General features: G+C 69.6%; 22 protein-coding genes. 5 read left to right on the top strand and 17 right to left on the bottom strand.

The window, feature by feature from the left end; all coding sequences use genetic code 11:
- Window positions 1-92 precede the first annotated feature (92 nt).
- The 13 genes from ABQE93_RS18180 to ABQE93_RS18120 all read right to left on the bottom strand — a co-directional run bounded on the left by ABQE93_RS18180 (window position 93) and on the right by ABQE93_RS18120 (window position 15,779).
- The gene (locus ABQE93_RS18180; RefSeq protein WP_448409171.1) at window positions 93-977 is read right to left on the bottom strand and encodes a cell division protein FtsQ/DivIB; all 885 of its coding nucleotides are present in this window, start codon (window positions 975-977) and stop codon (window positions 93-95) included.
- On the bottom strand, window positions 974-2,395 hold the full coding sequence (gene murC / locus ABQE93_RS18175; protein ID WP_448409439.1) for a UDP-N-acetylmuramate--L-alanine ligase: 1,422 nt from the start codon (window positions 2,393-2,395) through the stop codon (window positions 974-976). Before murC ends, ABQE93_RS18180 begins: the two co-directional genes overlap by 4 nt.
- A gap of 41 nt (window positions 2,396-2,436) precedes the next feature.
- On the bottom strand, window positions 2,437-3,561 hold the full coding sequence (murG, locus tag ABQE93_RS18170; RefSeq protein WP_448409173.1) for an undecaprenyldiphospho-muramoylpentapeptide beta-N-acetylglucosaminyltransferase: 1,125 nt from the start codon (window positions 3,559-3,561) through the stop codon (window positions 2,437-2,439).
- Window positions 3,558-5,036, bottom strand: coding sequence for a putative lipid II flippase FtsW (gene ftsW / locus ABQE93_RS18165; protein ID WP_448409175.1), 1,479 nt, complete (start codon window positions 5,034-5,036; stop codon window positions 3,558-3,560). Before ftsW ends, murG begins: the two co-directional genes overlap by 4 nt.
- Before the next feature lie 5 nt (window positions 5,037-5,041).
- Window positions 5,042-6,460 (bottom strand): UDP-N-acetylmuramoyl-L-alanine--D-glutamate ligase, encoded by a 1,419-nt coding sequence (gene murD, locus ABQE93_RS18160; protein WP_448409176.1) that lies wholly within the window; start codon window positions 6,458-6,460, stop codon window positions 5,042-5,044.
- Window position 6,461: 1 nt separating this feature from the next.
- Complete coding sequence (gene mraY / locus ABQE93_RS18155) at window positions 6,462-7,541, bottom strand: phospho-N-acetylmuramoyl-pentapeptide-transferase (RefSeq protein WP_448409177.1); 1,080 nt, start codon at window positions 7,539-7,541, stop codon at window positions 6,462-6,464.
- Entirely contained in the window at window positions 7,538-9,043 is a 1,506-nt protein-coding gene (locus ABQE93_RS18150) for a UDP-N-acetylmuramoyl-tripeptide--D-alanyl-D-alanine ligase (protein WP_448409178.1), read from the bottom strand. The genes mraY and ABQE93_RS18150 overlap by 4 nt, the downstream gene beginning before the upstream one ends.
- Window positions 9,040-10,575: a UDP-N-acetylmuramoyl-L-alanyl-D-glutamate--2,6-diaminopimelate ligase gene (locus ABQE93_RS18145; RefSeq protein WP_448409179.1), complete on the bottom strand. Its 1,536-nt coding sequence runs from the start codon at window positions 10,573-10,575 to the stop codon at window positions 9,040-9,042. Before ABQE93_RS18145 ends, ABQE93_RS18150 begins: the two co-directional genes overlap by 4 nt.
- A gap of 61 nt (window positions 10,576-10,636) precedes the next feature.
- Complete coding sequence (locus ABQE93_RS18140) at window positions 10,637-12,574, bottom strand: peptidoglycan D,D-transpeptidase FtsI family protein (protein WP_448409180.1); 1,938 nt, start codon at window positions 12,572-12,574, stop codon at window positions 10,637-10,639.
- Window positions 12,571-13,551: a cell division protein FtsL gene (locus ABQE93_RS18135; RefSeq protein ID WP_448409181.1), complete on the bottom strand. Its 981-nt coding sequence runs from the start codon at window positions 13,549-13,551 to the stop codon at window positions 12,571-12,573. Before ABQE93_RS18135 ends, ABQE93_RS18140 begins: the two co-directional genes overlap by 4 nt.
- Window positions 13,548-14,711: a 16S rRNA (cytosine(1402)-N(4))-methyltransferase RsmH gene (gene rsmH, locus ABQE93_RS18130; RefSeq protein ID WP_448409182.1), complete on the bottom strand. Its 1,164-nt coding sequence runs from the start codon at window positions 14,709-14,711 to the stop codon at window positions 13,548-13,550. Before rsmH ends, ABQE93_RS18135 begins: the two co-directional genes overlap by 4 nt.
- Window positions 14,686-15,117 (bottom strand): division/cell wall cluster transcriptional repressor MraZ, encoded by a 432-nt coding sequence (mraZ, locus tag ABQE93_RS18125; protein ID WP_448394226.1) that lies wholly within the window; start codon window positions 15,115-15,117, stop codon window positions 14,686-14,688. The genes rsmH and mraZ overlap by 26 nt, the downstream gene beginning before the upstream one ends.
- 260 nt (window positions 15,118-15,377) lie before the next feature.
- Entirely contained in the window at window positions 15,378-15,779 is a 402-nt protein-coding gene (locus ABQE93_RS18120) for an SCO2097 family morphological protein (RefSeq protein WP_448409183.1), read from the bottom strand.
- Between the two features lie 222 nt (window positions 15,780-16,001).
- On the opposite strand from ABQE93_RS18120, the gene ABQE93_RS18115 reads away from it, so the two are divergent.
- From ABQE93_RS18115 to ABQE93_RS18100, 4 genes are all read left to right on the top strand, one after another.
- The gene (locus tag ABQE93_RS18115) at window positions 16,002-16,595 is read left to right on the top strand and encodes a GNAT family N-acetyltransferase (RefSeq protein ID WP_448409185.1); all 594 of its coding nucleotides are present in this window, start codon (window positions 16,002-16,004) and stop codon (window positions 16,593-16,595) included.
- Window positions 16,596-16,620: 25 nt separating this feature from the next.
- Window positions 16,621-17,307, top strand: a complete 687-nt coding sequence (locus ABQE93_RS18110; protein WP_448409186.1) for an LppM family (lipo)protein — start codon at window positions 16,621-16,623, stop codon at window positions 17,305-17,307.
- Between the two features lie 108 nt (window positions 17,308-17,415).
- On the top strand, window positions 17,416-18,504 hold the full coding sequence (gene idsA2, locus ABQE93_RS18105) for a bifunctional (2E,6E)-farnesyl/geranyl diphosphate synthase (RefSeq protein WP_448409187.1): 1,089 nt from the start codon (window positions 17,416-17,418) through the stop codon (window positions 18,502-18,504).
- A gap of 4 nt (window positions 18,505-18,508) precedes the next feature.
- The gene (locus ABQE93_RS18100; RefSeq protein WP_448409188.1) at window positions 18,509-20,086 is read left to right on the top strand and encodes an alpha-(1->6)-mannopyranosyltransferase A; all 1,578 of its coding nucleotides are present in this window, start codon (window positions 18,509-18,511) and stop codon (window positions 20,084-20,086) included.
- Here the strand turns inward: ABQE93_RS18100 and ABQE93_RS18095 are convergent.
- Window positions 20,007-20,411: an Rv2175c family DNA-binding protein gene (locus ABQE93_RS18095; RefSeq protein WP_448409189.1), complete on the bottom strand. Its 405-nt coding sequence runs from the start codon at window positions 20,409-20,411 to the stop codon at window positions 20,007-20,009. The genes ABQE93_RS18100 and ABQE93_RS18095 overlap by 80 nt on opposite strands.
- Before the next feature lie 37 nt (window positions 20,412-20,448).
- Between ABQE93_RS18095 and ABQE93_RS18090 the strand changes: the two genes are divergently transcribed.
- Window positions 20,449-21,624, top strand: coding sequence for a protein kinase domain-containing protein (locus ABQE93_RS18090; RefSeq protein WP_448409190.1), 1,176 nt, complete (start codon window positions 20,449-20,451; stop codon window positions 21,622-21,624).
- Between the two features lie 10 nt (window positions 21,625-21,634).
- Here ABQE93_RS18090 and ABQE93_RS18085 read toward each other — a convergent pair whose 3' ends face one another.
- From ABQE93_RS18085 to ABQE93_RS18075, 3 genes are read right to left on the bottom strand one after another with little or no spacing between them, the layout of a single operon-like run.
- Window positions 21,635-23,041, bottom strand: coding sequence for a class II 3-deoxy-7-phosphoheptulonate synthase (locus tag ABQE93_RS18085; RefSeq protein WP_448409191.1), 1,407 nt, complete (start codon window positions 23,039-23,041; stop codon window positions 21,635-21,637).
- Between the two features lie 4 nt (window positions 23,042-23,045).
- A complete protein-coding gene (locus tag ABQE93_RS18080; RefSeq protein ID WP_448409192.1) occupies window positions 23,046-23,549 on the bottom strand; it encodes a polyadenylate-specific 3'-exoribonuclease AS in 504 nt (167 codons plus the stop codon).
- Window positions 23,549-24,433, bottom strand: coding sequence for a hypothetical protein (locus ABQE93_RS18075; protein ID WP_448409193.1), 885 nt, complete (start codon window positions 24,431-24,433; stop codon window positions 23,549-23,551). Before ABQE93_RS18075 ends, ABQE93_RS18080 begins: the two co-directional genes overlap by 1 nt.
- Window positions 24,434-24,438: the final 5 nt, after the last annotated feature.

Here is a 24,438-nt window from a genome sequence, read left to right as displayed (position 1 = left end):
ACGGTAGGACGAGGTCGCGGGGTATCCATGCAGGCGCGCCGACGCGCGTGTCGAGATTTTTCGAAACTTCTGCGGTATCCGGCGCGGTGGCGCTACTTGACCGTGGGCAAATCCGGGCTGGACACGTCGTAGATGTGGCCCGGTTGGGTGAGCAGGGCCGCCAGCGTGAGCGCCTTCTCCTCGGTCCGATCGGTGGTGCCCCACACCACTTCCCGCCCGTCGACGAGTTTCAGCGTGATCGCGGCGACCGACGGGGCGGAGATGCGCGCGATCTGGGCGGCCACGTCCGGAGGCAACGAGGTCATCACCTGCAGCGCCGCCTGGGTGGGCGGGTCGTTGGGTCCGGGTGTCTCGGTGTCGAGGTACGGCACACCGGGCGGCGGCACTTCGGTGGCGAAGTCGACCCCGTCGCGGTCGAAGAGGTGCGGCCCGTCCGGGTAATCCTTGACCACGACCGGCACCCGTTCGACCACGGTGATGCGCAGCGTCGACGGGTACTGCCGCTGCACGCGCGCGCTGGCCACCCGGCGGATCATCGCGACCCGTTCGGCGACCGAGTCGGTGTTGACCTGCAGCAGCGGTGTTCCGGGTGCCACGGCGGCCGCGTCGATGACCTGTTCCTCGGGGATGGCATCCAGCCCGACGACCGCGACGTTGCGTGCCGACATGACCGGCGTGAAGTACAGCAGCAGTCCGAGGCCGACCACGACGACGCTGATCAGCGCCGTCCACATCAACATCTTCAGGCCCCGAACCGTGCCCCGGCCAAGCTTTTTCGTCTCTTCGACGGTTTGGCCCATCACACGACGCTTGGCTTCGCGCCGGGCCTGCTCGATCGCGGTGGCGCGGGCCTGGGCGGCGCGCCGTTCTTCGCGCTCGCGACGTGCTCGGCGCCGCGGCCCCTCGAAGTCCGGTGCGGCGGCGGGCATCACCGGTTCGGCGGCCGGATCGGTGTTGGTCTCGGTGGGTTCGGTCATCGCAGCGCCGTCCCGGATTTGCCGGGCGCGCTGCGGTTGGCCTTGGCCTGCAGCGCGACAAGGATCTCCGCGCCGAGCATGGTCACGTCACCGGCGCCCATCGTGACGACGACGTCGGCGGGCTCGGCGAGTTCGGCGACCTGTTCGGCGACGGCGGAGAAGTCCGGGATGTATCTCACCGGCACGCTGACGTGTTCGGCGACGCTGGCACCGCTCACCCCGGCGATCGGTTGTTCGCGCGCGGCATACACGTCGAGCACCACCACCTGGTCGGCCCCGTCGAGCGCCCTGCCGAAGTCGCGGGCGAAAGTCTCTGTGCGCGAATACAAGTGTGGCTGGAATACGACGATCGCGCGGCCCTGTCCGGCCTGTTCGGTCGCGGTGCGCAGCGCGCTCAGCGTGGCACGCACCTCGGTCGGGTGGTGCGCGTAGTCGTCGAAGACCCGGACCCCGTATGCGGTTCCGACCAACTCGAATCGCCTACGGACGCCTTCGAATCCGGCGAGCCCGTCGAGGACCGCGTCCACCGGTGCGTCGACCTGCATCGCGGCCAGCAGCGCACCGAGTGCGTTGAGCGCCATGTGGCGTCCAGGCACCGATAGCCGCATCACCCGCGCGTGCGGTTCGCCGGCCAGTTGGATGTGCGCCACCGCGCCGGTGTCGTGCTGCTCCCAGCTGAGCAGGGTGGCGTCCAGCGGTTGGCCGGGATCGCTGCCGTAGCGCAGCACCCGGATACCCAGCGCCGTGGTGCGCTCACCCAGCGCCGCCGCGCCCGGATCGTCGGCGCAGACCACCACTGCGCCACCGGGTTTGAGGCGTTCGACGAAATCGTCGAACACCGCTGCGTAGGCCTCGACGCTGCCGAAGAAGTCGAGGTGGTCGGCCTCGATGTTGGTCACCACGGCGACGTCGGGGGTGTACTCGAGCAGCGAGCCGTCGCTCTCGTCGGCCTCGGCGACAAAACAGTCCCCGCTGCCGTGGTGCGCGTTGGTGCCCGCCTCCCCCAGATCGCCTCCGACGGCGAACGACGGGTCAAAACCGCTGTGCTGCAATGCGACGATGAGCATCGAGGTGGTGGTGGTCTTGCCGTGTGTCCCGGTCACCATCAACGTGGTGTGGTCGGTCATCAGCTTGGCCAGCACCGCCGGGCGCAGCACCACCGGGATTCCGCGCTTGCGCGCCTCGACCAGTTCGGGGTTGGTCTTGGGGATCGCGGCGTGCGTGGTGACCACTGCGGTGGGCCCGCCGGGCAACAGGTCCAGCGACGATTCGTCGTGGCCGATGCGGATGTATGCGCCGCGCGCGCGCAGCGCGAGGACGCCACGCGATTCCTTGGCGTCGGAACCCGACACCATGCCGCCGCGGTCCAGCAGGATGCGCGCGATGCCCGACATGCCCGCTCCCCCGATGCCGACCATGTGCACGCGTTGCAGGTCGTCGGGCAGGCTCGAGTTCGGGTTCACCTGGCGCCCTTACGGTCGGCACGCGCGATGTCGAGGGCGATCTCGGCGACCCGTTCCGCGGCGTCGCGGTGCCCGGCCAGGGCGGCGGCCGCGGTCATCGACTGCATCCTGCCGGTGTCGGTGAGCAGGCCCACCACGGTGTTGGCGACGAAGGACGGGGACAATTCGGCGTCGTCGACGATCAGCCCGCCGCCGGCGTTGACGACGGGCAGCGCGTTGAGCCGTTGCTCGCCGTTGCCGATCGGCAGCGGCACGTACACCGCGGGCAACCCGACCGCGGTCACCTCCGCGACCGTCATCGCCCCCGAGCGGCAGATCGCCAGATCCGCTGCGGCGTAAGCCAAATCCATCCGGTTCAGGTAGGGCACGGCGACGTAGGGAACCTCACCGTCGGCGGGCTCGCGAAGGTCAAGCGTGTTCTTCCGGCCGTGCGCGTGCAGCACCGAAATACCTGCGGCCGCCAGGTTTTTGGCGGCTGCGGCCACCGCCCGGTTGAGTGACTGCGCGCCTTGGGATCCGCCGAAGACCAGCAGCACCTTCGCGTCCTCGGCGAACCCGAAGTGCGCCCGCGCCTCGGCCCGCAGCGCGGCCCGGTCCAGCGAGGTGATCGCCGCGCGCACCGGCACGCCCACCACCTCGACGTCGCCGCGTAATCCCGGGTCGGGCACCGCGGAGAGCACCCGGCGCGCCGAGCGCGCACCGACCCGGTTGGCCCAGCCCGCGCTGGCGTTGGCTTCGTGCACCACCACCGGGACGCCGCCCCGGCCGAAGCGCCCGCGCGCCGCCAGGTAGGCCGGCACCGCGACGTATCCGCCGAACCCGACGACGACGTGGGCGTGGACATCGTCGAGCACCGCGCGGGTCTGGCGCACCGCACGGCGCAGCCGCACCGGAAGCCGCAGCAGGTCACCGGAGGGTTTACGGGGCAGCGGAACCGGGGTGATCAACTCCAGGCGGTACCCGCGTTCAGGCACCAACCGGGTTTCCAGCCCGCGCTCGGTGCCCAGCGCGGTGATCTGCACTGTCGGATCGAGCGCGGTCAGCGCGTCGGCGACCGCCATCGCCGGTTCGACGTGTCCCGCGGTACCACCGCCCGCAAGCACCACCGATACCGTGTTCACCCGTAACGTTGACCTTCCAATGTGCGAGACCGCCGGCCTTTCTCAGATCGGCCGCCTCCATGATGCCTTGCACTCCGTACCGGCCGGGCAGCCGCGGGGGGTTTGCGCGGGGGTTTCTTGGCGGGCTTGCGCGCGGGTTTCTTGGCCGTCTCCCGGGTGCGCAGGCGGTCGCGCAGCGCTTCGGTGCGGGTCGGCACGTACGGCGCGGGCAAGGGTAGCCGCAACAACCGGTTCACCCGGTCGTCGCGGCCAGCGCGCAGCGCCGCCACCGCCTCGGGTTCGTGACGCGCCGCATTGGCCATGATGCCGATGATGAACAGCGTTGTCGCCGTTGATGTTCCACCGGCGGAGATGAGCGGCAGCTGCAGCCCGGTGACCGGTAGCAGGCCGACCACGTAGCCGACGTTGATGAAGACCTGGCCCATGATCCACAGCGTCGCGGTCGCGGTGACCAGCCGCAGGAACGGGTCGGCCGAGCGCCGCGCGATGCGCATGCCGGTGTAGGCGAACAGCCCGAACAGGCACAGCAGCCCGGCGGCGCCGACGAAGCCGAGTTCCTCGCCGATGATCGCGAAGATGAAGTCGTTGTGCGCGTTGGGCAGATAGTTCCACTTGGCCGCGCCCTGGCCCAGCCCGTCGCCGAAGAATCCGCCGTTGGCCAGCGCGAACCGCGCCTGTTTGGCCTGGTATCCGGAGCCCTGGGTGTCCATCTGGGGGTTCAGCCACGACATCACCCGGTCGGAGCGGTAGCCCTCGACCATGGCCAGCACCGCCGCCGAGACCATCACGGCGAACAGCGAGGACACAAACACCCGCAGCGGCAGGCCGGCGTACCACAGCAGCGCCAACAGGATGATGCCCAGCGAGACCGTCTGCCCGAGGTCGGGCTGGGCGACGATGAGCGCCAGCGCGATGACGGCCGCGGGCACCAGCGGCACCAGCATCTCGCGCAACGAGGCCCGCTCCATGCGGCGCGCGGCCAACAGATGCGCACCCCAGATCGCGAACGCGATCTTCGCCAGCTCCGAGGGCTGCATGGAGAAGCCCGACACCACGAACCAGCCGCGAGATCCGTTGGCCACCTTGCCGATTCCGGGTACCAGCACCAGGATCAGCAGCACGATCGTGATGGCGAAACCGGTGAATGCCAGGCTGCGCATCACCTGCACCGGGGTGCGCAACGCGACGTAGAACCCGATCAGCCCGACGACCGTCCACAGCACCTGCTTGCCGAACACCACCCAGGGCGAGCCGTCCTGGTCGTAGGAGTAGACGCCCGAGGCCGAGAGCACCATCGTCAGCCCGAGCATGGTGAGCAGCGCGGCGACGGCGATGATCAGGTGAAACGACGTCATCGGCCGGCCCAACCAGCTGCCGAACCGGGTGCGCGGCGCCTGCTGGCCCAGCGGTTGCTCGGCAGCCTCCGGGGCGACGCCCGCCCTGCGCTGCCGCAAGCGGGTCAGGATGTTGCTCATCGGCGCTAGCGGGTCAGGGCGCGCACGGCCGTGGCGAACGCGTCACCGCGGTGTCCGTAACTGCTGAACTGGTCGAAGGATGCCCCGGCGGGCGCCAACAGCACGGTGTCGCCGGGTCTGGCCAGCTCGCGTGCGGCGGCGACGACGGCGGACATCACCGCCCGTCCCGTCTCATCTGTCCCATTTGCCCCAAGCATCCCAGAATCCTCCCCCGTCACAGGGGTAACAACGGGGACATTCGGTGCGTGTCGCGATAACGCCTCGGCAATCAGCGCGCGGTCGCGCCCGATCAGCACGGCGGCGCCCAGCCGGTCCGCCACGGCGGCCACGAGGTCATCGACCGAGGCGCCCTTGAGCAGGCCGCCCGCGATCCACACCACCCGCGGATAGGCGGCGATCGACGCCTGGGCGGCGTGCGGGTTGGTGGCCTTGGAGTCGTCGACATAGGTGACGCCGTCGACCGTCGCGACGACTTCGGCCCGGTGCCTGCCGACCGTGAACCCGCTCAGCGCGGCGGCGATGGCCTCGGCCGGCACGTCGACCGCGCGCGCCAACGCGGCGGCCCCCAACGCGTCGAGCACCCCGACGGGACCCGCGACCGGGATCGACGCCGCATCGGCCAGCCGAACCTGGTCGCCGAACGCGTTGTCGATCAACATCCCGTCGAGCACGCCGAGTTCACCAGCCCCCGGCTCGCCGAGCCGGAAGCCGGTGCGGATGTCGGCGGCGGCGGTATCGAGCAGGCCCGCGGCGATCGGATCGTCGAGCCCGACGACGCCGACGCGGCCGTCGAGCACGCGAGCTTTGTCGGTCGCGTACGCCTGCAGCGATCCGTGCCAGTCCAGGTGGTCTTCGGCGACGTTGAGCACCACACCCGCGTCCGGTCGCAGCGACGGCGCCCAATGCAGCTGGAAGCTGGACAGCTCGACGGCCAGGATGTCCGACGGTTCGGCGAGCACGTCGAGCACCGGGTTGCCGATGTTGCCGCACAGCACCGCGCGCCGCCCCGCCGCCACCAGCATGGCGTGCAGCATCGAGGTCGTCGTCGTCTTGCCGTTGGTGCCGGTCACCACCAACCAGCGGCGCGGCGGCCCGAACCGGCCCGCGCGATCCAGTCGCCACGCCAGCTCGACGTCACCCCAGATCGGGACGTTGGCGGCCGCGGCCGCGGCCAGCACCGGGGTGGTCGGCGCGAACCCGGGGCTGGTGATCACCAGCGCGTACTCGGCAATGGTCGCCTGCGCCTCGGCGGTGGTGACGACCCGGGCCGGCGTGATCAGCCGCTGCAGGGCCAGCGGATCGTCGTCGCAGATCGTCAGCCGCACCCCGGTGGGTTCGAGCACGGCGCTCACCGAGCGCCCGGTCAGCCCGGCGCCGGTGACCAACACCCGGGCGCCCGGCGCAAGCGGGGCGAGGTCGGACATCTCAGGCCCCGACGGTGGTCAGCCACTCGCTGTAGAAGAGCGCCACGCCCAGACCACAGGCGATCGCCGTCAACAGCCAGAACCGGATGATCACCGTCGTCTCGGCCCAGCCCACCAGCTCGAAGTGGTGGTGGAACGGCGCCATCCGAAACACCCGGCGTCCGGTGGTGCGGAACGCCAGGATCTGCACCACCACCGACACCACCTCGGCGACGAACAACGCGCCGAGCACCACCGCGAGCACCTCGGTGCGGCTGGTCACCGACAGCCCGGCGATGATGCCGCCCAGCGAAAGTGAACCGGTGTCACCCATGAAGATCTTGGCCGGTGCGGCGTTCCACCACAGAAACCCGATACACGCACCCGCGGTGGCGGCCGCGACGATCGCCAGGTCCAGCGGGTCGCGCACGTTGTAGCAGCCCAGCCCGGGGGTGGTGGCGCATGCGTTGCGGAACTGCCAGAACGTGATCAGCACGTAGGCCGCGCACACCATCGCCATCGCGCCGGCCGCCAGCCCGTCGAGGCCGTCGGTCAGGTTCACCGCGTTGGACCAGGCGCTGACGATCAGCACACAGAACAGTACGAAGATCAACGGCGGCAGCGTGACCGTGGCGATCTCGCGGACGTAGGACAAGTCGGCGCTGCCGGGTGTCAGCCCGTCGGCGTTGCGGAACTGCAGGGCCAGCACGCCGAAGATCACTGCGGCGGTCAGGATGCCCACGGATTTCGCGGTCTTGTTCAGGCCGAGGTTGCGCGCTCGCCTGATCTTGATCAGGTCGTCGGTGAAGCCGACCAGGCCCAGCGCGGTGGCCAGCGCCAGCACCAGCAGGCCCGAGGCCGACGGGCCCTTGCCGTCGATGACGACGCCGACCAGGTGGGTGCCCAGGTAGCTGGCCCAGATGCCCGCGACGATCGCCACCCCGCCCATCGACGGGGTGCCGCGCTTTTTGTGGTGGCTCGGCGGCCCGTCCTCGCGGATCTCGTGGCCGAAGCCCTGCCGGGTGAACAGCCGGATGAGCACCGGGGTCAGCAGGATCGAGACCGTCAGCGCGATGCCGACGGCGATGAGGATCTGTCTCATCCGTTGGCCCCGTCAGCGCCACCTGCGGTCAGCGCGTCGGCCAGCGGCCCGAGCCCCGCCGCGTTGGACGCCTTCACCAGCACCACGTCGCCGGCGCGCAGTTCGGCCCGCAGCAACGCCAGCGCGGCGTCGGCGTCGGCGACCATGGTGGCCTCAGGGCCCCACGATCCCTCCATCACCGCACCGTGGTGCATGGCGCTCATAGCCCTCCCGGTTCCTACGACGACGAGTCGTGACACATCTAATCGCACGGCAAGCCGACCGATGTTGTCATGCTCGGATATCGCGTCGTCGCCGAGTTCGGCCATTTCGCCGATCACCGCCCAGCTGCGGCGTCCCCCGCCCGCGTGCGCGATGGCGGCGAGCGCCTTCAACCCGGCCCGCATCGAGTCGGGGTTGGCGTTGTAGGCGTCGTTGACGATCGTCACACCGTCGTCGCGGGTCACCACCTCCATGCGCCGCTTGGACACCGGGGCGGCGGCGGCCAGCGCGGTGGCCACCTGCTCGAGCGTGGCGCCGCATTCGAGCGCGACCGCGGCCGCGCACAGGGCGTTGGACACCTGATGGTCGCCGTGCACCGCCAGCGCGACGTCGACCTGCTGATCGGCGGTGTGCAGCCGAAACCGCGGTCGGGCCAACGCGTCCAGCGTCACCGCATCGGCCCACACGTCGACCTCGGCGGTGCTCGGTTCCCGGCTGACCCGGACCACTCGGGCGCGCGTCTGATCGGCCATCGCGGCCACCGCGGTGTCGTCGACGTTGAGGATCACCGCACCACCAGGTGGAACAGCTTGGGGCAGTTCGGCTTTCGTCGCCGCGATGGCCTCGCGCGAACCGAACTCGCCGAGGTGCGCGGTGCCGACGTTGAGCACGACGGCGATCGAGGGGACGGCGATGGCGGCCAGCGCCGCGATGTTGCCGCGATGCCGCGCCGACATCTCCAGCACCAGGAAGTCGGTGGACTCCGTCGCGCGCAACACCGTCCAGGGATGGCCGAGTTCGTTGTTGAACGAGCCGGGCGGCGCGACCACCTCGCCGAGCGGCGCCAGCAGCGCAGCCACCAGGTCCTTGGTCGACGTCTTGCCCGAGGAGCCGGTGATGCCAACGACTTTGAGCCCGCCGTCGACCAGTTCTGCGGCCACCGCGGCGGCCAGTTTGGCCAGCGCGGCCAGCACCGCGGCACCCGAACCGTCGGCGTCGTGCTCGAACACCAGGCCGCCGCGGTCGGTCGCCGCGGGCGTGGGGGCCACGACGACGGCGGGCACCCCGACCGGGCGGGCGGCCAGCACCCCGACCGCCCCCGCGGCGACGGCGGCGGCGGCGTGGTCGTGCCCGTCGGCGCGGGCACCGGGCAGCGCGAGGAACAACCCTCCGGAAGTGACTGCGCGCGAGTCGAACTCGACGGTGCCGGTGACTTTGGTGGCCGCGGCCTCCTGCGCGCTGATGTCGGTGAGCCGGCCTCCGACGATGTCGGCGATCTGCGCCAGCGACAGGGCGATCATGTGCGGTGCTCCAATGCTTCCAGCGCGCCGGCCAGCACGTCGCGGTCGTCGAACGGGCGGGTCTGGCCCCGGCTGGTCTGCCCGGTTTCGTGCCCCTTACCTGCCACCAGAACGACGTCGCCCGGCCGCGCCCACGCCACCGCGTGTTGGATCGCGTTGCGGCGGTCGCCGATCTCTACCACCTCGGCGCCCGCACCGCTCGCGCCGGCCACGATCGCCGCGCGGATGTCGGCGGGCTCCTCGTCGCGGGGGTTGTCGTCGGTGACCACGACCAGGTCGGCCAGTTCGGCGGCGACGCGGCCCATCGGGGCGCGCTTGCCGGCGTCCCGGTTCCCGCCGGCGCCGAACACCACAGCCATCCGGCCGGTGCGCTGCGCGCGCAGCGTTTCGAGCACGGCCTGCAGCGCGCCGGGTTTGTGGGCGTAGTCGACCAGCGCAAGGAACGCCTGCCCGCGGTCGACGGCCTCGAGCCGGCCGGGCACCGTTGCGGTGCGCAGCCCGGGCGCGGCCTGCTCGGGGGATGCCCCGACCGCGTCGAGCAGCGCCACCGCCAGCACGCCGTTGGCGACGTTGAAGTGGCCGGGCAGGCTGATACGCAGCCGGTGATGCACGCCCGCGGGGTCGACGGCGGTGAAGTCCTGCGCGGCCGCCGCCGAGCCCGTGTCGATCGCGCGAATGTCCTCGACGCGCCAGTCGGCGTCACGGCCGGTGGTGCTCACCGACACCGGCCGGTGCGCGCGCGCTGCCATCGCGCGTCCCGCGTCGTCGTCGACGCACACCACGGAAACGTCGGCGTGCGTGGGTGATCCGGGGTCGAACAGGCGGGCTTTGGCGTCGAAGTAGTCCTGCATCGTCGGATGGAAGTCCAGGTGATCACGCGAGAGGTTGGTGAACCCGCCGACCGCGAAACGCACGCCGTCCACGCGCCCCAGCGACAGCGCGTGGCTGGACACCTCCATGACCACCGTGTCGACGCCGCCTTCGAGCATCAGCGCCAACAGCGCCTGCAGATCGGGGGCCTCCGGGGTGGTCAGCACGCTGGGCTGGTCGCGGCCGTCGATGCGGATGCCGACGGTGCCGATCAGCCCCGCGACCCGGTCGGCCGCGCGCAGGCCCGCTTCGACCAGGTAGGTGGTCGTGGTCTTGCCCGACGTGCCGGTTACGCCGATGACGCGCAGCTTCTGGGAGGGGTGCCCGTAGACGGTGGCGGCCAGCTCACCGAGCACCGTTCGCGGCGCGGGATGCACCAGGACGGGCACCGCGACGTCGGCGCCGATGTGTGCCAGCCCGTCGGGGTCGGTGAGCACGGCCGCCGCCCCGCGGGCCAGCGCTTCGCCGACGAAGCGGCCGCCGTGTGAGGCGGACCCGGACAGCGCGGCGAACACGTCGCCGGGCAGGACGTCGCTGCTGCGCAGCGTCACGCCGGTGACCTCGATGTCGGGCACGGCGCCCGGTGCGGCAGGCGCCGTCGCCAGCTGCTCAGCGAGCTGCGCGAGCGCGGCGCCGGCAGGTTGGCGGGGACGCAGGTTCATCGCGGATGACACAGTACCGGCCAGCCACCGACGTCCGGCCCCAAGCGGTGCTCTGCGCGGGTCAGTCGGCGACCAGCACCAGCGGCGCGCCGGGGTCGGCGGAGAGCGGCACGTTCTGGCTCTGCAGCAGCCAGGACATGATGTTGTGGAACAGCGGCGCCATCGAGCTGCCGGGTTCGCCGTCGGCCGCCCGGTCCGGGTCGTCGGCCATGACGCCCACGACGTAGCGCGGATCCTCCGTGGGCGCCATGCCGGCGAACGTGATCCAGTAGACGTCGCTGTAGTAGCAGCCGCACGCCGGGTTGATCTTCTGCGCGGTGCCGGTCTTCCCCGACACCTGATAGCCCTCGACGGCCGCCTGCGGTCCGGTGCCTTGCTGCACGCCGCGCGGATCGCGTTGGACGGGCGCGCGCAGCATGTCGCGGACCGTCTTGGCGGTCTGTGCCGACACCACCCGAACGCCCTCGGGGCGCGGCTCGTTGGTGCGGGTGCCGTCGGGTGCGACCGTGGTCTTGACGATTTGCGGCGGAATCCGCACACCGTCGTTGGCGATGGTCTGGTACATCCCCGTCATCTGCAGCAGGGTCATCGAAAGACCCTGTCCGATCGGTAGGTTCGAGAACGTGCTGCCCGACCACTGGTCGATCGGCGGGACGATGCCAGCGCTCTCACCGGGCAGGCCCACCCCGGTGCGCTGGCCGAGTCCGAACTGGCGCAACAGGTCTGCGAACCGCTCCGGGCCGATCCGCTGCGCGAGCATCAGCGTGCCGACGTTGGACGACTTCCCGAACACCCCGGTGGTGGTGTAGGGCATGACGCCGTGCTCCCAGGCGTCGCCGACGGTGACCCCGCCCATGTGGATCGAACCGGGCACCTGCAGCACCTCGTCGGGTTGGGAAAGCCCGTATTCGATGACGCCCGCCGCGGTGACGATCTTGTTGACCGAACCGGGTTCGAACGGTGAGGACACCGACGGGTTGCCCAGTTCCCGGTTGTCCTGCCTGCCGATGTCCTGGGACGGATCGAAGGTGTTGTCGTTGGCCATCGCGAGCACCTCACCGGTTTTCGCGTCGAGCACCACGGCCGACACGTGCTTGGCCCCCGACAGGTTCTTGGCCTGCTGCACCTGCTGTTGCACGTAGAACTGGATATCGTCGTCGAGGGTGAGCATGACCGTGGAACCGTCCACCGCGTCGTGGCGGTTGCGGTAGCTGCCCGGGATCACCACACCGTCGGAGCCGCGGTCATAGGTGATCGACCCGTCGGTGCCTGCCAGCGCCGCGTCGAGCGAATCCTCAAGCCCGAGTAGGCCATGCCCGTCCCAGTCGATGCCGCCGATCACGTTGGCGGCCAGGGAGCCGCCGGGGTACTGGCGTAGATCTTGGCGCTCTGCACCGACTTCGGGGTACTCCTTGCGGATGGCCTCGGCGATGGCCGGGTCCACCGCGCGCGCCAGGTAGACGAACGTTTCGTCGCTTCGCAGCTTCTTGAGCACCGTCTTCGCGTCGGGCTTGTTGTTCAGCTGCGACGCGACTTCGGCGGCGATGTCACGCAGTCGTTCGTCGGGGTCGGGCGCGTCGGCGGTCTTCGCCCTGGCCTCTTCTAACTGTTTGCGTACCTTGGCAGGTTGAAAGGTCAACGCGCGCGCCTCGATCGTGAACGCCAGCTTGTCGTTGTCACGGTCGACGATCGCCCCGCGCACCGCCTTGTCGACGTCGGTGACCTTGAGCTGGCTTGCGGCCTCGGCGCGTAGCCCCTCGGCGCGCGGCACCTGCAGGTTGAACAGCTGCGCGGCGGCGACGACGAGCAGCAGGAAGATCACGGCGTTTCCGGTGCGGTGCCGGAACACGAACGACGCGCTGCGCAGCCCGCTGTCGACGATGGGCGAACGGGTACGCCGCGACTTGGCCGAGCGCTCCTGTGTGGTGGCGGTCGCGCTTTTGGCCGGGCGGGGTTTGGGTTTTGCTGTCCGCCGGGTCTGGCGCTCGCCGCGGCTCATGCCGGAGCGCCAACCGCGGGCGCGGGCACGGGCACGGGTGCGGGTGCGGGTGCTGGGACCGGCAACGGTTGTTGCATCCCGGGTACCGGCCCCGGCGGGCCCTGCGCCGGCACGTGCGGTACGGCACCGGGCACCTGCGGCACGACCCCGGGCACCTGCGGCACGACCCCGGGCACCTGCGGCACGGCCCCGGGCACCTGTTCCGTCGTGGACGGTAACCGGACCGAGCGCTCGAGCGGTTCGACCACCCGGGGCGCGGGCGACGAGGGCGGTGGCGGCGGGGCCGCCTCCGGCAGCGGTGTGTTCAGCGGCGGCGGCGGAACGCCCTCCGCGGGTTTCGGGGTGCCGACCACGACCCAGTTGCCCGCCGGGTCCTGCACCAGGTGCGCGGTGTCACGCGACGGGATCATGCCGAGCTCGCGAGCCGCCTCGGCCAACGCCGGTGCGGCCTGCGCCTCGAGCACCTCGCGCTCGAGGGCTTCCTTCTGTTGCAGGAGCTCCTGGTTGGTCTCGCGGGCGCTGCCGAGTCGATAGGAGCGCTCCGCGGCGTCGGTGGACAACCACAGCGTGACGCCGAGCCCGAAGCCCAGCGATCCGATGACCAGCACCACGAACGGCACCCGGGCGAACAGGGTCCGGGGGTTCAGGTCGATCGATGCGAGCTTGACGATGAGCCGCTGTCGAAGTGGTGGCCGGACGACCTTGGGCGCCTTGGCTTTACGTGCCTTGGCTCGGGCCTTGGCCTGGCTGGTGTTCTTCGGCCGGGCCGGTCGCTCGACAGGGCGCCGGATCGGACCGGTTTGCGGCGCCGGGCGGGCGGTGCGCTGTTCGCGAGGGGGTTTGCGCCGCGGCGGGGCATCGGCCGCGCGGCGCTGCGGGTTGCGCGTGTTACGTGGTTCGCGCGGGTTACGCGGATTCCTTCGACGCTCGTCGCTGCCGCGCACCGGCGCTTTACGCTTGGCCTGCTTGGGTTTCACGCCGCTCCCCTCACCTTTTCCAGTGCTCGCAGCCGAACAGATGCACTACGCGGGTTCAGTTCGACCTCCGCCGGCGCTGCGCGCTCGGCGCCGCGGGTCAATGCGACGAACTGCGGTTCGTGCCCGGGTAATTCGACGGGCAGACCGGGAGGTGTGCGCGACGCCGTCGCGGCGGTGAACGCGTTCTTGACGATGCGGTCTTCCAGGGACTGATAGGCCATCACCACGATCCGCCCGCCCGGCGCCAACGCCGACAGCGCTGCGGGCAGCGCCGCGCGCAGCGAGTCCAGTTCGCCGTTGACGACGATGCGCAGCGCCTGGAAGGTGCGCTTGGCCGGATGGCCGCCGGTGCGCCTGGCCGGCGCCGGGATCGCCTGATACAGCAGTTCGACGAGATCACCTGTGGTGGCGAACGGTTGCCGAGCGCGGCGGCGGACGATCTGGGCGGCGATGCGACCGGCGAAGCGCTCCTCGCCGAACTCGCGCAGCGCGCGGGTCAGCGCCTTCTCGTCGTAGGTGTTGACGACCTCGGCGGCTGTCAACGCGGCGTCGGGGTCCATCCGCATGTCCAGCGGTGCGTCGGCGGAATACGAGAACCCGCGCTCGGTGCGGTCGAGCTGCATCGAAGACACCCCGAGGTCGAACAGGACGCCGTCGACTTTGCTTGCCCAGTAACCGGTTTCACCCAGCACGCCTTCGATGCCGTCGTAGCGGGTGCGCACCAGCATCACCCGGTCACCGAACGGGGCCAGCCGTTCCCCGGCGATCCACAGCGCGTCGGGATCGCGGTCCAGCCCGATCAACCGCAGATTGGGAAACTGGGTCAGGAACCGTTCGGCGTGTCCGCCCGCGCCCAGCGTGGCGTCGACCAACACGGCGCCGGCGCCGTCCGAACTGTGCCGGGTCAGCGCCGGTTCGAGGAGTTCGACGCAGCGGTCGAGCAGGACCGGCACGTGTCCGTGAGCTTCCGGGGCCATCGCAATACCTCTCGCATATGCCCTTTTCCGGCCGAGCAGCGTGCCCGCTGCATCGGGGTCCCTGTCCGAGAGCACGGACCTGGCGTTGGGGAAGTACGCCAGGGCCGGTTCGGGCAGAGGCCGCGATGCACGGGCCGCATGCCGGTCAGCCGCCGAGTCAGATGATGTCGTGCAGAGCTTCATCGGTGGCCGCGGAGAAGTTCTCTTCGTGGGTCTGCTGGTACTCCTGCCATGCCGTGGAATCCCAGATTTCCAGGTAGTCAACCGATCCGATCACCACGCAGTCCTTGGACAGGTTGGCGTAGCGGCGGTGATCGGCGGACAGCGTGATGCGGCCCTGCGAATCGGGATGCTGTTCATCGGTGGCAGCGGCCAGGTTTCGCAGGAACGCCCGCGCCTCCGGGTTGCTGCGCGAGGCCTGCGACGCCCGTCGCGCCAGCTTTTCGAACTCGGCGCGCGGGTACACGGCCAGGCTGTGATCTTGGCTCTTGGTGACCATCAACCCTCCTGCCAGCGCGTCGCGGAACTTGGCGGGCAGCGTGAGCCGCCCCTTGTCGTCGAGCTTCGGCGTGTAGGTGCCGAGAAACATCTCGCCAACCTCCAACTGCCCGGTCTGTCAACGAAGCCCCGGTCGCTCCGTTGTCCGCCACTTTACCCCACAATCCCCCACTTTGCTCCCAACACAACGTGTCGATGTGGCGGTTTCCCCACCCAGCGCCACGAGCACCGGTCGGTGAGTACCCCGCGAACAGCAAAACCGCAGCTCGTAGCGGGTGGGGTGAAGTGGGGGCGGGCGGGCGCACCAAAAAAGGGGCAGCCCGGGCGGGCTACCCCTTGTTCGGTGTCGGACTATTCGTCGAAGCGGCGGCGGAAACGGTCTTCCATGCGGCTGGTGAACGAGCCGCCGGAGCCCTTGGCCTTCTTCTGCCGCGGTGCGCCCGGTTCGGGAGAACGGTCACGCCCGCCGACCACCCGCGGGCCAGTGATGGCGAACACCACTCCGCCGAACATCACCATGAAGCCGATGACGGACAGAATCGGAAAACCGCTGATCTGGGTCGCGGGAAATGCGACGCCGGAGACCAGTAGCGCCAGACCGACCACGAAAAGCGCGGCGCCCTGAAGGCGACGCCGCGCCGAGGGAGCGCGCAAGGTGCCACCACGAACGCTGGACGCGAACTTGGGGTCCTCGGCGTAGAGCGCGCTCTCGATCTGGTCGAGCATGCGCTGCTCATGATCGGAGAGTGGCATTCGTCCCTCCCTCGAAACCCGGGGCCGACCCGGCCATCTCAAAAACTAAACAGTCGCACCCGCCGCAACGGGCACCTAACAGTCATGATACGAGGTCTATCTGAGCCGTACCACCTTGTTGGACCCCCGATTGTATGACGTGCGCCGCCGCTGGGAAGCAGCAGCATCTCACCGAATAATGGAACCAGACCCCGCACCACCCCTCGGAGAAGGCGAGAACAGTTGGCGACACATCTCATCGATCTGTCGCCGAGCGATATGCAACGCCGGCTCGGTGACGCCCTCGCGGTGTACGTCGACGCCATGCGGTATCCCCGCGGCACCGAAGATCAGCGCGCCTCGATGTGGCTGGAGCACACCCGCAGACAGGGCTGGAAGGCGGTCGCCGCGGTGGAAACCACCGAACCGGACGGGCCTGGCGCCGACACACTTGCCCGCGCGCCGCTGCTGGGCATCGCCTACGGCTACTGCGGCGCACCCGACCAGTGGTGGCAGCAGCAGGTGGTGTCGGGTCTGCGCCGGGTGGGTGCGGACCGCTCGCGGATCTCGGAGCTGATGACGAGCTACTTCGAGCTCACCGAGCTGCACATCCACCCCCGCGCTCAGGGCCGCGGGCTCGGTGAAGCGTTGGCGCGCAGGCTGCTCGCCGACCGCGCCGAGTCCTACGTGCTGCTGTCGACGCCGGAGATCAACGGCGAGTCCAATCGGGCCTGGCGGCTGTACCGACGGCTCGGCTTCACCGACATCATCCGCGGCTACCACTTCGCCGGAGACCCGCGCGCCTTCGCCATCCTGGGCCGGTCGCTGCCGCTTTGACGCGTCGATCTGGCACGATGACCACGTGCCGGCCCTCCTGAAGCGCGGCAGCAGAACCCGGCTGCTGGCCGTTGTTCTGGTGTTGCTCGTGGTGTTGCCCACGGCTGTGGGGTGTGTGCGGATCCGCGCGTCGATCACCGTCTCCCCCGACGACCGGGTATCCGGGCAGATCGTCGCGGCAGCCATTCCCCGCAACGCCGACGACAAAGGCCCGCAACTGCTCAACAACCTGCCGTTCTCCAACAAGGTTGCGGTTTCGGAGTACGAGCGCGACGACTACGTGGGCTCGCGGGCGGTGTTCTCCGACCTGACGTTCGCCGAGGTCCCGCAGCTGGCCAGCATGAACCGCGACGCCGCGGGCGTGGACATCTCGCTGCGCCGCGCCGGTGACCTGGTGATCCTCGAGGGCCGCGCCGATCTCACGTCGCTCAACGATCCGGAGGCCGACGTGTCGTTGTCGGTGTCGTTTCCCGGCGAGGTGACCTCGACCAACGGTGAGCAGGTCTCCGCGGAGATCGTCCAGTGGAAGCTGCGCCCCGGCGTGGTCAGCACGATGAACGCCCAGGCGCGCTACACCGATCCCAGCGCCCGCTCGTTCACCGGCGCCGCGATCTGGCTCGGGCTGGGCTCGCTGGCGGTGGCCGGCCTCATCGGCGCGCTGGCGTATCTGAGCCGCGACCGCTCTCCCCGCGTCGGCGACCCCGCGTCGTAGCCGGCGACGGGCCACCGCCTGGGTTGCTAATTGCTCACCTGCAGGCTCTACTCTGAATGCGTCTCGGGCCGGGGTAGAAACGCACAGCGAAAGGGGCGCCCTCTGAGCGTGCACACTGTGGCACCGTCAGCCGTCGAGTTGGCCGGCGCCGTCACCGAACAGCTGCGTGAGGTGCTGGCCGGACGCGCCGAAGACGGTGCCTACATGGGTCCGGCCTACGCTGAGCTGACCGCCGCGCTGGAGGAATTCGTGCTGCGCGGCGGCAAACGGCTGCGGCCCGCGTTCGCCTACTGGGGCTGGCGCGCGGTCGTCGACCACGACGTGGACCCGCTCGACCCGCAGGCGCTGCGGTTGTTCTCCGCCCTCGAGCTGCTGCATGCCTGTGCGCTGGTCCACGACGACGTCATCGACGCCTCCGCGACGCGGCGCGGGCTGCCCACCGTGCACCGGCTGTTCGCCGACCGGCACCGCGCCAACGCCTGGCACGGGCCTTCCGAACAGTTCGGGGTGTCAGCGGCAATCCTGCTGGGCGACCTCGCGCTGGTGTGGGCCGACGACATCGTCGCGACGGCGGATCTGCCGGCCGAAGCCCATCGGCGGGTGCGCCGGATCTGGGCCGCGATCCGTTCGGAGGTGCTCGCCGGCCAGTACCTCGACATCGTCTCCGAGGCCAGCGGCGCCGAAGCGGTGGAGTCCGCGATGACGGTCAACATCTACAAGACCGCGTCCTACACGATCTCGCGTCCGCTGCAGTTGGGCGTCGCCGCGGCCGCCGACCGGCCCGAGGTGCTGGCGGCGTTCCACGAGATGGGCAATGACCTGGGCGTCGCGTTCCAGTTGCGCGACGACGTTCTCGGCGTGTTCGGCGACCCCGCCGTCACCGGGAAACCGTCCGGTGACGACTTGCGGTCGGGCAAGCGCACGGTGCTGCTGGCCGAGGCGATCGAGTTGGCCGACAAGAACGATCCCGCGGCCGCCAAGCGGTTGCGCGCCGCCATCGGTAGCGAGCTCTCCGATGCCGCGGTGAAGGAACTCTGCCAGATGATCGAGTCGGTGGGCGCGTTGGCCGCCGTCGAACAGCGCATCGAGGAACTCACCCAACGAGCCCTGCACACGCTGGACGCGGCACCGATCGACGAACACGCCAAAGCCGGACTGGCCGAGCTCACCAGATTGGTCGCGAACCGGTCCGCCTAGAGACATGACGACCTCCCTGGTACAACACCTTTCGCGACTGACGTCGTTCGCGACGTCCCCGCAGGCACAACCCGCCCGGCTGGGCTTTCTGGGCGCCCTGCTGATCGCGGCCGGCGGGCTGGGCGCCGGCAGCACCCGACTGCACGATCCGCTGCTGGAGTCGATGCACGTGTCGTGGCTGCGCTTCGGGCACGGGCTGGTGCTGTCGTCGATCCTGATGTGGGCCGGCGTGGCGCTGATGCTGGTGGCGTGGCTGTGGCTGGGCCGGCGCGTGATCGCCCGCACCACAACCGAATACACGATGGTCGCCACCACCGCGTTCTGGTTGGCGCCGCTGCTGCTCAGCGTTCCGCTGTTCAGCAGGGACACCTATTCGTACCTGGCTCAGGGCGCGCTGCTGCGCGACGGCTTCGACCCCTACGCCGTCGGCCCCGTCGACAACCCGAACTCGTTGCTGGACAACGTGAGCCCGATCTGGACGACGACCACCGCGCCGTACGGACCCGGCTTCATCCTGATCGCCAGGTTCGTCACCCAACTGGTCGGCGAGGACATCGTCGCGGGCACGCTGCTGCTGCGGCTGTGCATGCTGCCCGGTCTGGCGCTGCTGATCTGGGCCGCTCCGCGGGTGGCCCGCCATGTCGGCGCCGACGGGCCGACCGCATTGTGGATCTGCGTGCTCAACCCGCTGGTGATCATCCACCTCATGGGCGGCGTGCACAACGAGATGCTGATGGTCGGGCTGATGATGGCGGGCATCGCGCTGGCGTTCTCCGGCCGCCACGGCTGGGGTGTGGGCCTGATCGCCGCCGCCGTCGCGGTGAAAGCCACGGCGGGGCTGGCGCTTCCGTTCATGGTCTGGGTGTGGGCCCGTGACCTTCGGAGCCGGCGCGGGTACGGCGCAGCCAAGGCTTTCGTGATCGCCACGGTGGCGTCCGCGGTGCTGTTCGTCGTGGTGTTCGCGGTCCTGTCGCTGATCGCAGGCGTGGGCCTGGGCTGGCTGACCGCGCTCGCCGGCTCGGTGAAGATCATCAACTGGCTGACCATCCCGACCGCGGCGGCCAACCTGATCAACGTCGTCGGCGGCCTGTTCGGCGCCGTCAACTTCTACGCCGTGCTCGACGTCACCAGGATCATCGGCATCGCGATCATCGCGATCGCACTTCCGTTGCTGTGGTGGCGTTTTCGCCACACCGACCGGGAGGCGCTGGTGGGCATCGCCTGGGTGATGGTCGTGGTGGTGCTGTTCGTGCCCGCTGCGCTGCCCTGGTACTACACCTGGCCGTTGGCGGTGGTTTCCGCACTGGCGCAGACCCGGTCGGCGATCGCGGTGATCGCCGGGCTGTCGACATGGATCACCGTGGTGTGGAAGCCCGACGGGGCGCACGGAATGTACTCGTGGACGCACGTGCTGCTGGCAACGGCGTGCGCGGTGGTGGCGTGGTATGCGCTGTCCCGGACGTCGGAGACGACCGCGCTCAGTACGCCACGACCGTGGGCGGTCAATAAGCCATCGCCTGGGCCCGACGGACCACCTCGCGAGCCTGGTGGGAATGCAGCGCATCAACCGGCCGAGCATTGACCTGATTTTCGGTGCTGCCGTCGCGGCGGATCGTCAGCGACGGGTCGGGGGTGAACAGCCAGCGCATGATCTCGGTCTCGTGATATCCCCCGTCGTGCAGGACGACGAGCAGACCGGCCAGGCTCTTGACCACGTGTCCGGTGTCGTCGAAAAACACCTTGGGCACCACCACCTCACCGTTTCGGCGAATGGCGATCAGGTGGCCCTCCTTGAGGTGCTGATGCACTTTGGACACCGGTACGCCGAGCAAGTCGGCGACCGCGGGCAGGTCGTACACGGCCTCATCGGGATCGAGAACATCTTCGGCGGCCGGAATGGTGCTCACCACATCGAGTCTAAGTCGAGCGGGCCGTCTCGTTACCATGTCTTCGGTGGAAGCCAACCAGCAATTGGATCCCCTGGGCGGGACCGTGCTGGACGGCCGCTACCGGGTGGACACGATCATCGCCACCGGTGGCATGTCGGCGGTGTACCGCGGCCTGGACCTGCGACTCGACCGGCCCGTCGCGGTCAAGATCATGGATTCGCGCTATGCGGGTGACACCCAGTTCCTCACCCGCTTCCAGCGCGAGGCGCGCGCGGTGGCCCGGCTGAAGGATCCGGGCCTGGTCGCCGTGTACGACCAGGGTATGGACGGTCAGCAGCCCTTTCTGGTCATGGAGCTCGTCGAGGGCGGCACGCTGCGGGAACTGTTGCGCGAACGCGGCCCGATGCCGCCGCACGCCGCCGCGGCGGTGCTGGCGCCGGTGCTCGGCGGGTTGGCCGTCGCCCACCAGGCCGGGCTGGTCCACCGCGACATCAAACCCGAGAACGTGCTGATCTCCGACGACGGCGATGTCAAGATCGCCGACTTCGGCCTGGTGCGCGCAGTGGCCGAAGCCAAGATCACCTCCACCAGCGTGATTTTGGGTACGGCGGCCTACCTGTCACCGGAGCAGGTCAGCACTGGCAACGCCGGGCCACGCAGCGATGTGTACGCGGCCGGCATCCTGCTCTACGAACTGCTCACCGGCACCACACCGTTCACCGGCGACAGCGCCCTTGCCGTGGCGTATCAACGGATGGACAACGACGTTCCCATGCCGAGCTCGGTGATCGCCGGTGTCCCAGCACAATTCGACGAGCTGGTGTTGCACGCCACCGCCCGCGACCCCGCGCAACGCTACGCCGACGCCCAGCACATGGCCGACGAGCTGGACGCGATCGTCGACGAGCTGGGGCTGCCGCCGTTCCGGGTGCCCGCTCCGCGCAACTCGGCCCAGCACGCGTCGGCGGCGCTGCACCACAGCCGGCACGCACCGCAGGCGCCGCCCCCGCCTCAGCACACCCGCGAGTTCACCCGCGACGACATCGCACCCGAACCCGAATATCAGCCCGTCACAGGCAGGTTCGCGGGCATCGACCTCGACGAGTTCTACTGGGCGCGCCAACGCGCCAGAAGGGCGGGATGGTTCTGGTTTCTCACGGTGCTAACGTTGACCGGGCTGATCGCCGCGGGCGCGTGGACGCTGGGCACCAATATCAGCGTCCTGCTGTAGCGGCCCGACTCTAGTCGCGCAGCATCTCCGCGACCAGGAACGCCAACTCCAGGCTCTGCTGGGTGTTGAGCCGCGGATCGCACGCGGTTTCGTAGCGGCCCGCCAGGTCGGTGTCGGAGATGTCCTGTGCGCCACCGAGGCACTCCGTCACGTCCTCACCGGTGATCTCGACGTGGATACCGCCGGGGTGGGTGCCCAGCGCCCGGTGCACCTCGAAGAAGCCCTGCACCTCGTCGACGATCCGGTCGAAATGGCGGGTCTTGTACCCGTTGGACGACTCGTGGGTGTTGCCGTGCATCGGATCGCACTGCCAGATCACCTGATGGCCGGTGGCCTGCACCTTCTCGATGATCGGCGGCAGCGTGTCGCGAATCTTGTTGTTGCCCATGCGGGTCACCAGCGTCAACCGTCCAGGCACGTTGGCCGGGTCGAGGCGTTCGACGTACTCGACGGCCAGTTCCGGCGTCATCGTCGGACCGATCTTGACGCCGATCGGGTTGGCGATCACTTCGGCGAACGCGATGTGGGCGCCCTCGAGTTGGCGGGTGCGCTCCCCGATCCACACGTAGTGCGCCGACAGGTCGTAGAGCTTGGGCTTGTGCTCCCCCGCCATACCTTCGGCGTCCTCGGTGGACAGGCGCAGCATCGCACGCTCGTAATCCAGCACCAGCGCCTCGTGGCTGGCGTAGATCTCCGCGGTCTGCAGGTTGCGGTCGTCGACGCCGCAGGCGCTCATGAACGTCAATGCACGGTCGATCTCACCGGCCAGCGCCTCGTAGCGCGCACCCGCGGGCGAGGTGCGGACGAACTCGCGGTTCCAGTCGTGCACCTGGTGCAGCGACGCCAGACCCGACGCGGTCAGCGCGCGCACCAGGTTCATCGCGGCGCTGGCGTTGGCGTAGGCGCGCACCAGACGCGACGGGTCGTGTTCGCGGACGGCGGGATCCGGCGCGAAGCCGTTGACCATGTCGCCGCGGTAGGACTTCAACCCGAGCGCGTCGATGTCCGACGAGCGCGGCTTGGCGTACTGGCCCGCGATCCGGGCCATCTTGACCACCGGCACGCTGGCGCCGTAGGTCAGCACCACCGCCATCTGCAGCAACGTGCGGATGTTGGCGCGGATGTGGGGTTCGGTGTTGTTGACGAAGGTCTCGGCGCAGTCCCCGCCCTGCAGCAGGAACGCCTCGCCGCGGGCCACGTCGGCCAGCAGCCCCTTGAGCCGCTCGACCTCGGCAGGCACCGTCACCGGCGGAACGCTCTCCAGCACCGTCCGCATGGTCTTGGCGTGTTCCGCATCCCAGCTGGGCTGTTGCACCGCCGGCTTGGCCAGGGCGGCGTCCAACCGCTGCCGCAGCTCATCGGGTAGCGGCGGCAGCGGGGGCAGCTGGTCGATGGGTACGTCGACGGTCCAGTTCACCCGTTCATGGTAACGACCCCGCGGCCTGGGGACCCTCGGTGATCAACCGGAACCGGAACAGGTTGTGCCGCGCGTCGACCAGCGCGTCGTGGCTGTCGTCGGGACGCGGCGGCAGCCGCGGCGAACCGCGCTCTTCCCACAGTTGGCGCAGTTCACGGGTGAAGCGCGGCATCGCCGGCGGTAGCTCGGTCATCGGACCCCACAGCTGACACAGCACCACGTGGTCGTAGGCGCCCACCCAGGCCCACAGCTCGATCGGCTCGTTGCCGTCGACGCCGAAAAACCCCTCCAGCTCCGAGCGGATCTGCCGACGCGAACGCCACACCGCCGCCCCCGGCGACGGCAGCTTGGGCAGCACGTGTTTGCGCACCCAGCTGCCCGCGCGTTCGGGGTCGAATTCGGTTGAGACGGCGTAGTACTCACGCCCATCCTCGGCGACGACACCGATCGAGATCAACTCGATGGTGCGGCCATCGTCGATGAACTCGGTGTCGTAGAAGTAGCGCACTAAACATGTTCCTTGTCGCGTTGTCGGGTGTTCGCCCGCTCACCCGGTGCCGGGGCGGCGCGGATCTCGCGGTCGAGTTGTTCGTCGACCTTGGCGTCGTCGGGAAACTTCGGCATCCCGGCGATCGCGTCCTGCAGCCACAGCTTGGCCTGCACGACGGGTCGCCGCAGCCATCTTTCCCGTTCCAGCGCGCGATGCATCTTGTGCGGGCGATTGGTGTAGCGCCAGCGCGCCCACGGCGCGTGCGGCCGTGACAGCCGGACCGCGCCAACCACCAGCAGCGGGGTGATGAACATCCCGACCAGCCCGGTCCACACCTTGCCCTTGAGCAGCACGATGACCGCCAGCGCCAAGGTGAGCACCGCGATCGCGACGACGCTGGCCCGCGCGGCGAGGCTGTGGTCTTCGCGCCAGATCCCGATGTCGAAGAACGACAGCGGGTTGAACCCCAGGATCAGCAGACCCGCGACGGCCACCGCGGCGAACACCGCGTCGACCGACGTGCGCCCGTCCTCGGCCCAGTACACGTCCTCCAGATGCAGGATCAACGCGAACTCGTCGAGAACCAGCGCGGCCCCTATTCCGAATATGATTGCCGCCGCCGTGAATTCGGGTACTCCCCCGTCGACCGCCAACGTCACCATCGTCACCCCGGAGATCATGACCAGGATCACGCCGATAACCACGTGGTGGATGTGCAGCCCGCCCGTGCCGATATTGCGCGGCTGCCACCACTTGCGCGGCGCGTCGCTGTCGGCGTGGCTGCGGATGTACCGCACGATCGTGCGGGTGACGAAGAACGTCAGGATGAACGCGATCAGGCAGAGGGCCAGCGGGATCCGTTCCGGCGGGATCGCGAAGTCGAAGTTCAGGTCGGCGGGCACCCAGA

Source organism: Mycolicibacterium sp. XJ662 (assembly GCF_053484035.1).
Note: the sequence above shows the minus strand (reverse complement) of the source record. Positions and strands in the feature narration are given on the sequence as shown.

What these genes read in the sequence shown, in the direction of transcription:
- ABQE93_RS18180 (WP_448409171.1), bottom strand. Translation starts at nt 977, where the DNA reads ATGACCGAACCCACCGAGACCAACACCGATCCGGCCGCCGAACCGGTG.
- murC (WP_448409439.1), bottom strand. Translation starts at nt 2,395, where the DNA reads ATGGTCGGCATCGGGGGAGCGGGCATGTCGGGCATCGCGCGCATCCTG.
- ftsW (WP_448409175.1), bottom strand. Translation starts at nt 5,036, where the DNA reads ATGAGCAACATCCTGACCCGCTTGCGGCAGCGCAGGGCGGGCGTCGCC.
- murD (WP_448409176.1), bottom strand. Translation starts at nt 6,460, where the DNA reads ATGTCCGACCTCGCCCCGCTTGCGCCGGGCGCCCGGGTGTTGGTCACC.
- mraY (WP_448409177.1), bottom strand. Translation starts at nt 7,541, where the DNA reads ATGAGACAGATCCTCATCGCCGTCGGCATCGCGCTGACGGTCTCGATC.
- ABQE93_RS18150 (WP_448409178.1), bottom strand. Translation starts at nt 9,043, where the DNA reads ATGATCGCCCTGTCGCTGGCGCAGATCGCCGACATCGTCGGAGGCCGG.
- ABQE93_RS18145 (WP_448409179.1), bottom strand. Translation starts at nt 10,575, where the DNA reads ATGAACCTGCGTCCCCGCCAACCTGCCGGCGCCGCGCTCGCGCAGCTC.
- ABQE93_RS18140 (WP_448409180.1), bottom strand. Translation starts at nt 12,574, where the DNA reads ATGAGCCGCGGCGAGCGCCAGACCCGGCGGACAGCAAAACCCAAACCC.
- rsmH (WP_448409182.1), bottom strand. Translation starts at nt 14,711, where the DNA reads ATGAAGCTCTGCACGACATCATCTGACTCGGCGGCTGACCGGCATGCG.
- mraZ (WP_448394226.1), bottom strand. Translation starts at nt 15,117, where the DNA reads ATGTTTCTCGGCACCTACACGCCGAAGCTCGACGACAAGGGGCGGCTC.
- ABQE93_RS18120 (WP_448409183.1), bottom strand. Translation starts at nt 15,779, where the DNA reads ATGCCACTCTCCGATCATGAGCAGCGCATGCTCGACCAGATCGAGAGC.
- ABQE93_RS18100 (WP_448409188.1), top strand. Translation starts at nt 18,509, where the DNA reads ATGACGACCTCCCTGGTACAACACCTTTCGCGACTGACGTCGTTCGCG.
- ABQE93_RS18090 (WP_448409190.1), top strand. Translation starts at nt 20,449, where the DNA reads ATGTCTTCGGTGGAAGCCAACCAGCAATTGGATCCCCTGGGCGGGACC.